10 protein-coding genes are annotated in these 8,060 nt (G+C 63.1%); 2 read left to right on the forward strand and 8 right to left on the reverse strand.

Annotated elements, in window-relative coordinates; translation table 11 throughout:
• Window positions 1–26: 26 nt before the first annotated feature.
• Window positions 27–395, forward strand: a complete 369-nt coding sequence (locus B3M58_RS08775) for a BON domain-containing protein (protein WP_296218402.1) — start codon at window positions 27–29, stop codon at window positions 393–395.
• A gap of 65 nt (window positions 396–460) precedes the next feature.
• Window positions 461–658, forward strand: a complete 198-nt coding sequence (locus tag B3M58_RS08780) for a CsbD family protein (protein WP_296218390.1) — start codon at window positions 461–463, stop codon at window positions 656–658.
• Between the two features lie 60 nt (window positions 659–718).
• On the opposite strand, the gene B3M58_RS08785 is transcribed toward B3M58_RS08780, so the two are convergent.
• The 8 genes from B3M58_RS08785 to B3M58_RS08820 form a co-directional block, all read right to left on the reverse strand.
• Complete coding sequence (locus tag B3M58_RS08785; protein ID WP_296218405.1) at window positions 719–886, reverse strand: hypothetical protein; 168 nt, start codon at window positions 884–886, stop codon at window positions 719–721.
• A gap of 109 nt (window positions 887–995) precedes the next feature.
• On the reverse strand, window positions 996–2,450 hold the full coding sequence (locus B3M58_RS08790) for a rhomboid family intramembrane serine protease (RefSeq protein ID WP_296218392.1): 1,455 nt from the start codon (window positions 2,448–2,450) through the stop codon (window positions 996–998).
• Window positions 2,451–2,632: 182 nt separating this feature from the next.
• Complete coding sequence (locus B3M58_RS08795; protein WP_296218394.1) at window positions 2,633–2,929, reverse strand: DUF2845 domain-containing protein; 297 nt, start codon at window positions 2,927–2,929, stop codon at window positions 2,633–2,635.
• Between the two features lie 57 nt (window positions 2,930–2,986).
• Window positions 2,987–3,283 carry a DUF2845 domain-containing protein gene (locus tag B3M58_RS08800; protein WP_296218403.1) on the reverse strand — a complete coding sequence of 99 codons (297 nt, stop codon included), beginning with the start codon at window positions 3,281–3,283 and terminating at the stop codon, window positions 2,987–2,989.
• 13 nt (window positions 3,284–3,296) lie between these two features.
• Window positions 3,297–6,185, reverse strand: coding sequence for a DUF748 domain-containing protein (locus tag B3M58_RS08805; protein ID WP_296218397.1), 2,889 nt, complete (start codon window positions 6,183–6,185; stop codon window positions 3,297–3,299).
• Window positions 6,186–6,289: 104 nt separating this feature from the next.
• Window positions 6,290–7,306: a class I SAM-dependent rRNA methyltransferase gene (locus tag B3M58_RS08810; RefSeq protein ID WP_296218399.1), complete on the reverse strand. Its 1,017-nt coding sequence runs from the start codon at window positions 7,304–7,306 to the stop codon at window positions 6,290–6,292.
• A 120-nt stretch (window positions 7,307–7,426) separates the two neighbouring features.
• Entirely contained in the window at window positions 7,427–7,897 is a 471-nt protein-coding gene (locus tag B3M58_RS08815; RefSeq protein ID WP_296218400.1) for a phage infection protein, read from the reverse strand.
• 82 nt (window positions 7,898–7,979) lie between these two features.
• Window positions 7,980–8,060, reverse strand: an 81-nt coding sequence (locus B3M58_RS08820) for a hypothetical protein (protein WP_296218404.1), incomplete at its 5' end; no start/stop codon positions are given.

Consider the following 8,060-nt stretch of genomic DNA (forward strand, 5'->3'; position numbering starts at 1 on the left):
CGAATGGCGTGGAATCCGCAATACCCATGAAAAAGCCAATCAATACAGTCGCTTTTGCCGCTATCACCGCTACCGTCCTGAGCTTGTCCCTGGCCGGCAGCGCCTTCGCCGATAGCCGTGTCGCTGCGCAGCCAACCATGCTGGCTGCCAACACCACCATGGATAAGGCTGAAGAAGCCGTATCGGATACATGGATCACCAGCAAGGTTAAGTCGACGTTTATCGCCGATGACAGCCTCAGCGGTCTGGACATCAAAGTCGAAACCAATAAAGGCGTAGTCGCCCTTTCCGGTGTCGTCGCCAGCGATGCTGAGCGTGATCTGGCAGTTGCCAAGGCTAAGCAGATCAAGGGTGTTACCGCGGTGTCGGCCGATGGCCTGAAAGCCGCCGATTAAGCCCACGCTCGAAAAACCGGCTCGGCCTAGCCGAGCCTGGTCTCCCGAATGCAGAGGACAACACCATGAATGCCGATGTCATCAAAGGTAAGTGGAAGCAAATCAATGGCCGGATCAAGGAGCGTTGGGGCAACCTGACCGACGACGATCTGGATATTGCCGAAGGCCATAGCGAGTACCTGGCCGGCAAACTGCAAGAGCGCTACGGCTGGACCAAGGAAAAGGCCCAAGACGAATTGCGCGATTTCAGCAGCAAGCTGTAAGCCACTCGTGCGTGTGAAAAGCCCTCGCCCTGCGAGGGCTTTTTTGTGGGCGCCGTCCCGTTACGGGCGCATGCCGAGGGAGGCGGCGTGAGCGCTGCCGTGGGATAAGAATGGCCCGCCGATCCGTTCACCATCCTGGACCAGATACCAGCAGGCGAGCAGGCCGATCGCGCGTAGCGGCGTGGGTACGGCAGAGCCAACAACAGACATGACGTGAACCTTGGGCATAACCGCCTCCAAACTGTCAGTGGCCTTACCCTAAGGCTGTGCACGCGCGAGGAGAAATTAGCTCGCTCAATAGTGCCCATTAGTCTCTGCCATGCGTGGCGGCGATGGATCAGCGTAGGGCCTGCTGCTGAATCAGGCCGATCTGCTGGCTTTGCTCTGCGTCCGGGTAATGCTGGCGGAGAAACTGCGCCAGCTCGGCAAGGCTTTGTGCGTCACGCCGTTGTCCGAGTTGTTTGGCCAGTTGCAGGGTCAGAGCGGGCATTGCCTTGGGCCGCTGGGCGGCGGCTGCCAGTTGGCGCCAGGGTGCCAGGGCGCGGAGCGCATCGTTGCCGCGCAGCAGACGTTGCAGCAGGTGCAGTTGCACGGCGGGATGGCGCAATACCGTCATCGGCGACTCCCGCGCGTCGTCTGCCACGCGTTGCAGCAACGCGTGCGCAGCCTGCTGTTCGGGCAGGGCAAATAGTTGCTTGAGCAGCGCGCTCATCAGCGCGCTGTCCTGGCGACTTTTGGCGATGGGGTAGAGGCGCTGCAATAACGCCAGGCGAGCGGGATGGCGATTGAGCAAGTCGAGACCGCGCGCCGCCGCCTGATCCAACGCAAAACTGCTGATCAGGGCATCCAGTGCGGCCACCTCGCGTTGGAACGGCGCGTCCGGATCTTGCTTGCTCAGGTAGGCTTCATCGACCTTTAACGCGCCGCCCAGGCGCGGTAACCAGACGGCGAGGAAGCCCGCGCCCAGGCCGCCGAGGTGGGCGTAATAGTTGACGTTGTCGTCGGCCAGCAGCACGCCGTAGAGCTCTTTGCCCAGCCATACCGGCAGGATCCACAAGGCCGGTGCGCGGAAGTAGCCGAACAGCGGCCCCAGCCAGTAGAAGAAGTTGATCCGCCGCAGGCCGTAGAGACCCAGGTACATGCCCATCAGCCCGGAGATCGCGCCCGACGCGCCGACCCCGCTGATCCAGACCGGGTCCATGAGCCACCACAGCAGGTGCGAAGCGACCCCGCTTAGCAGGTAGAGGCCGAGGTACAGCCAGCGCCCGAGGGCGATTTCCAGGGCGAAACCGAAGATGAACAGGAACAGCATATTGCCGGCCAAGTGGCCGAAATCGCCGTGCAGAAACATTGCGCCGAACAGCCCTTCGAGGCTGAACTTGGCCGGGATAAAGCCGAAGCGCATGCTGCTGATGCGGTCGCGCGCCGCTTGCGCCTGCTGCCGCGCCGCTTGCCAGGCTGGATCGGCCAGGTAGGCGGAGTTGTGCTGCAGGGTGTGTTCGAAGTGCAGGTCGTAGAGCACCAGCTTGGCCAGGTCGCTGCGGCGCATGGCGCTGACCGCGCGCTGTGCGTCGGCATCCAGCGCGTGGCGTTCGGCAAAGGCCGGCAGAAACAACGCCCGCTCGCGGTTGAGCAGGCCGCCATCGAGGTAGACCTGCACCGCGTGCGCTTCGCGCGCCTGGTCGCCGCCCTGGTAAGCGAAATAGATCAGCACGTTGAGCAGGATCAGCAGCAGGGTTACCACCGGCGGCTTTTGCCAATCCAGCGGGTGTTCGGCAGGAATGATCAGCATGGCGTAACGCGTCCGGCGTCAGTTGCGGGGTGGGCTGGCGATGCCTTGCTCGGCGCGCCGCGCGGCATGGGCGTCGGTGGTGAGTGGGAACTGGCTGAACGAGCGCGCGATACGCGGCATGGCTGGGGCTTCCTTGTCCTAGGGTATAAGCGGCGAGAGGCTAGCAGCCGCCGGGCGGTTTGTCAGTTGCCGCGTTTGCTGTCGATCCTGATCAAGCGATTACCCTCGAAACGCAAGAAGTGGTACATGCCGTTACGCGGGCCGTAGGTCCATTCCTCAACCTGAACTTCGTTGCGAAAGCCGTAGTGATCGACCACTTCGCGGTAGCCGAGAAAGTCGCGGCTCAGCGGTTCGCCACATTTATCGAGGACTTCGCTGGTGTAATCGTCGCGACTGATCAGCGCGCTGCCGCAGCGCAAGGTCGAGGCTTGGGCAGTGCCGGCCAGGAGCAGGAGTAGGGTGACAAGCAGGGTTTTCACGGGGCACGTCCAATGCGGCAGCGATGGCCTTCAGGCTACAGCGCTGCCAGGCGGTTGTCAGCGGTTGCGTCGCCGTTCGATGCGGGTCAGCCGATTGCCCTCGAAAGTGAGGATGCTCAGCATGCCGTTGCTCGGCCCGTAGACCCACTCTTCGACCTTGAACTCGCGCCGCTCATAGGCGCCCAGGGTGTAGCCGACCAGGTCGCGGAAGGCCGGTTCGCCGCATTTCTGTTGCACCTCGAAGCTACGGTCGCCGACGCTGACCAGCTGGCTGCCGCAGCGCAATGTGTCGGCCTGGGCGAGCGCGCTGCCGCAACTGAGGGTCAAGGCCCAGGTCAGGTGGTAAATCCGCATCATCGATACCTGCTCATTCGCTATCCAGGTGCAGTGGCGTGGCCACGCGACCATCCGCTTGTGCCTGGCCCAGGCTGACATCCAGCAGGTAGATGCGCGCATCGGCCAGGCCGCCGCGATCGACCAGGTAGGCTTTGATACTGGCTGCGCGCTCTTGGGCCAGTTGGCGTTGCAACAACTGGCTTTGCCCCCAGGATTGCAGCACGCCATTGCGCAGGTTGTCGATGCGCACCTCATCATCCAGTTCGGCCCACTCGGCCGGTGGCTGCTGTTTCAGACGAGTGCGGTAAATACCTTCGAGCAGCGCGCCTTTTTCGTCTTCCGGCACTTCCATCAGGCGGGCTTCGGCCGGCACCGCATCGCCGCGCCGCTGGAGAATTTTGTAGTAGGTGGCCTGGTATTCACGTTCCAGGCGCTGCTCGGCCAAGGGTAAGCCGTCGCTGCTTTGCGCGCTCATGCCTTCGACTTCCAGGCGCAGTGCCGGGCGTTCTTTCAGCGCCATGGCCAGGGTGTCCAGGGTCGACTGGGCCGCGCTGTCCAGCTCTGCGCTGCCGGCGGCGAAGGGCACGGTGCTGAGGTCCATGTCCGCGCCACCGCTGACCAAACCACCGATGAACTTGAAGGGAGCCTGGGCGGCGCGCAGCACCAGGTTGCGCAGGGTTTGCCAGACGATTGGCATGACGCTGAATTGCGGGCTGTTGAGGTCGCCGTTGACCGGCAGTTCGATGGCGATCTTGCCTTCAGTGTCCTTGAGCAGGGCCACTGCCAGGCGAATGGGCAGGTCGACCGCGCTGGGGCTGTCGACCCGCTCGCCCAGCTGCAGTTGCTCGACCACCACTTTATTCTCGGCGTTGAGCTGACCTTTGCTGATGCGGTAGTGCAGGTCCAGGTTGAGCCGGCCCTTGCGGATGCGGTAGCCGGCGAACTTGCCGGAGTAAGGCGTCAGGGTGGTCAGTTCGACCTGCTTGAACTGGGTGACGATATCCAGGCTGTCGAGTGGGTCAAAGGGGTTCAGGCTGCCCTTGATGCTCACCGGCGCGTAGCGGTCGATCTTGCCGGCGATGTCCACCTTGGCCGGTTGCGGCGCGCGGCTGTCGAGGGTGCCGATGCGGCCGTTGAGCTGCTGAACGGCCGTGGCGAAGTTGGGGGTCAGGCTGAAGTCGGCAAAGTTGGCCGAACCGTCGTTGATGCTCACCTCGCCGATGCGGATACCCAGCGGCTTCTCGGCCGTCGCCGGTTGGGCGGGCGGCGCGTCGGCGGTGGGCTGGGCGATTAGCAGTTCGCTGGCGTTGGTGGTCAGGTCTTCGTTGACGATAAAGCGTGCGTAGGGCTGGTTCAGGCGCACCTTGTCGATGCTCAGGCGGTCGCCGTGCCGATAATCCAATCCGTCCAGATTGAGCTGTTGCCAGCGCACGAAATCGCGCTCCTTGAGCGTGTCGAGGGTGTGCAATTGGTTGACCTGGGCATTGCCGGTGATGCTCAAGGCCAAGGGTTCGGTGCCGCTCAGAGCGACATCCAGGTCGCCGCCGAGCAGGCCGCTGCGCAGCTCCAGGCGTACGAACGGGCTCAGGTAAGCCTGGGCTACGCGCAGGTCGATGTCCTGGGTGACGACCTTCAGCTGAGCACGGGTTGGGGTCAGCTGCACCTGGCCTTCGGCCTGCAACTTGCCCTGTTTGCCCAGGCCGGTGTCCAGCTTGAGGGTGAAGGGCGCAGTACCGAGGCTGTCGAAATTCTGCAGGTCGAGGTTCAGTGGGCCGAGGTCAATCGCCACGTCCTGTTCCGGCACACGGTCGGCCAGGTGCACTTGGTAATCGCGCAGTTGTACATCGCGCAACAGCACCTGCCAGGGTTTGCTCGCTTCGGCTGGCGGTTCGCTCGCGGCCGTTGCGTCTGTGGGCGCCGTGGCCAGCAGCGTTTGCCAATCCAGTTGCCCATCGGCTTCGCGGGCGGCCCAGGTTTCCAGTTGCTGGCTGCGGATCTTGCCGACCACCACCTGTTGCTTGACCAGGTCGAGGCTGGTTTCGCTGACCTCCAGGTTGGCCAGCTTGACCAGTGGACGGCCGTCCGGCGCCTTGATGGCGAAGGGTGCGACCTTGACCTGGATATTGTTTAGCCGCAAATCCGTGCCCTTGGCCAGGCTCAGCTGGTAGTCGGTGCTGAGGTCGATCACCCCCTCTTCGAGCACCAGCGGCACGGCATCGCGTACATAGGGCCAGAAGCTTTTCATCTTCCCGTCAGTGATTTTCAGGCTGCCGCTGGAGCTGATCGGCACCAGGCTGATGCTGCCACTCCAGTCGATGCGCCCGCCGGTGGGGCCGGTGGCGACCAGGGTCATCTCGGCGTTGTCGTCAGGCAGCGTGCTGAGGTTGTGCAGCTCGAAGTTGAGGTCGTCGTAGATGAACTCAATCGCTTCACTGGGGCGCAGGTCCTTGAAATACAAACTGCCGCCCGCCAGCTTGATGCGTTCGATACGCAGTGGGAATGGCTCGCTGGGCGTCTCTGCGGCCGCCGGCTCGGGGCTGGCGGGTAGCTTGAACAGCTGGGTTAGGTTGAGCGAGCCGTCTTTGGCGAACAGTAACTCGGTGTGTGGTTTATCCAGCTCGACATCGGCCAGGCGCAGCGAGCCGCTCCATAGACTGTCGAGTTGCAGATTGGCATACAGGCGTTCGAACGCCACATGCTGTTTGTCCGGCTCGCCGATGCGTAACCCCCACAGGCTCAACTCCAGGCTGAAGGGGTTGAGTTGGATGCGTTGCAAGGTGGCCGGCTGGTTGGCGTAGTGCGCCAGTTGCTGGTTGGCAATGCGCAGCGCGACCCCGGGCAGGATCAGAAAGCCGAGCAGGCTGTAGAGGGCAACGGCGATCAGCAGGGCGCCAGCGGCGCGTTTCATTCCTTTGTGCATGGCGAGGCGTCATCTATCCCGACGAGAAATGCCTTGGAGTATGGCACGCGCGCGCAGTTCCAGACGTTAGCTGTGGCGCGTTTTCTCGAGCGCGGGGTGGTGCCCTAGAATTGCAGGATCAGGGTTTTCAGCGGTGGCTGGCCGTCCAGCGAAGGGAAGTCGGCGGCGGGCGCTACCACCTGGCAATCCCGCAGCGGGCGGCCGAGTTTGCTGGCGCAACGCATGACCTGCTCGCGCCAATCGGCGAGGGCGACTTTCGCCAGGTTATTGCAGCAGATCAGCACGCCATCTTCGGCGGTGGCGAGAATCGCCGGCTTGAGCAGGCTTTGATAATCGCGCAGCAGGTCGACGGTGCCGAAGGCGCTTTTCGCCCACGCCGGTGGGTCGAGAAACACCAGGTCGAACTGGCGCGGCGTCAGGCGCGGGTATGGCGGCAGCTTATGCCCGCGGCGCGCGGCGATGGGTAACCCGGCGAGCTGGCGGATCGCGGGGAAGTAATCCGACTGGATAAACTGCATCGGCGTCAGTTCGGGATTGAGCACGCCATTCTCGCGGCCGACTGCCAGGTTGCCCTCGGCGAAATCCAGGTTGACCACCTCGCGCGCACCACCCGCCGCGGCACTGAGACCAACACCGCAGGTGTAAGCGAACAGGTTGAGCACCGATTTGCCGGCGCTGTGCGCCTTGACCCAACCGCGGGCGTTGCGCAAATCGAGAAACAGCAGTGGGTCTTGCCCTGCATGACGGCCGCGTACGCGGTAGTTGAGGCCCCATTCATGGCCGACCAGGTCTTCCAGCGCGGCGGGTTCAGCCTGGTAGACCGGGTCGCTGCGGTCGATGCGCGAGTTGCCCTGGGAGCGGTCGTTATAGACCAGCAGCAGTTGCTTGCCGAGGCTGGCCTGGCATTGTTCGGCCAGTTGCAGCAGCTCGTCGCGACTGAGGCTCTGGTGAAAGCTCTGTATCAGCAACTGCCGGCCGTAACGGTCGATGGTCAGGCCGCCGGCACCTTCCTGGCTGCCATGGAACAGGCGGTAGCAGTCGGTGCCTTGGGCGTGCAGTTCAGCCAGCAGGTCTTGACGGTTATGCAGTGCGGCGAGCAGCGCCTGGTCGAGAGAGGGCATGCGCGGCGACTCGAAAAAGGAGGGCGCGCAGTTTATCAAGATTCACCTGCCGGGACGCAGGTGCGGCAAAAACAGCAAGGGCACCCTAAGGTGCCCTTTAATTTGCGAGTGACCATGTAATCAGACGATGCGGTTGACGCCAGTACGATCAGCACCATCAGCGGCTACGCGGTTGCCGCCGGTGCGATCTGCGCCGTCAGCAGCGATGCGGTTGCCACCAGTACGGTCAGCGCCATCGGCAGCGATGCGATTGATGTTGGTACGGTCAAAGCCGTCGGCTGCAATACGGTTAGCGCCAGTGCGATCTGCGCCGTCAGCAGCTACGCGGTTGCCGCCAGTGCGGTCAGCGCCATCGGCAGCGATGCGGTTGATGCTGGTACGGTCAGAACCATCAGTGGCGATACGGTTGCTCATGCTGCGCTCTGCGCCGTCTGCGGCGAAAACGTTGCTGGTCAGGCTGGCGGCAAGCAGGGAAGCGATCAGGTACTTGTTCATCTGGGTGTCCTCGGAAGAGTGGGGGTAAGTGGCTACGGGGCTAATGTTGCGCCGCAGCCCGGCTCTTGAGAAACGCAGGCGGTCAATAGCAATCATCACTGCTGTCGATGGCAAATAAAAAAGCCGGCCCTCTGATTGATAGGGCCGGCTTTTTTCTAGCTATGGCTGAGCGGTGTTATCAGGCCCGCTCGATCGCCAATGCCACGCCCTGACCGCCGCCGATGCACAGGGTGGCGAGGCCTTTCTTGGCGTCGCGTTT

The sequence above is a fragment of the Pseudomonas sp. UBA2684 genome (assembly GCA_002354655.1).
GTDB lineage: Bacteria > Pseudomonadota > Gammaproteobacteria > Pseudomonadales > Pseudomonadaceae > Aquipseudomonas.

Excerpts from the sequence above, each read along its gene's own strand:
- B3M58_RS08775 (WP_296218402.1), top strand. The coding sequence starts at position 27 with ATGAAAAAGCCAATCAATACAGTCGCTTTTGCCGCTATCACCGCTACC.
- B3M58_RS08780 (WP_296218390.1), top strand. The coding sequence starts at position 461 with ATGAATGCCGATGTCATCAAAGGTAAGTGGAAGCAAATCAATGGCCGG.
- B3M58_RS08785 (WP_296218405.1), bottom strand. The coding sequence starts at position 886 with ATGCCCAAGGTTCACGTCATGTCTGTTGTTGGCTCTGCCGTACCCACG.
- B3M58_RS08790 (WP_296218392.1), bottom strand. The coding sequence starts at position 2,450 with ATGCTGATCATTCCTGCCGAACACCCGCTGGATTGGCAAAAGCCGCCG.
- B3M58_RS08800 (WP_296218403.1), bottom strand. The coding sequence starts at position 3,283 with ATGCGGATTTACCACCTGACCTGGGCCTTGACCCTCAGTTGCGGCAGC.
- B3M58_RS08805 (WP_296218397.1), bottom strand. The coding sequence starts at position 6,185 with ATGCACAAAGGAATGAAACGCGCCGCTGGCGCCCTGCTGATCGCCGTT.
- B3M58_RS08810 (WP_296218399.1), bottom strand. The coding sequence starts at position 7,306 with ATGCCCTCTCTCGACCAGGCGCTGCTCGCCGCACTGCATAACCGTCAA.
- B3M58_RS08815 (WP_296218400.1), bottom strand. The coding sequence starts at position 7,897 with ATGATTGCTATTGACCGCCTGCGTTTCTCAAGAGCCGGGCTGCGGCGC.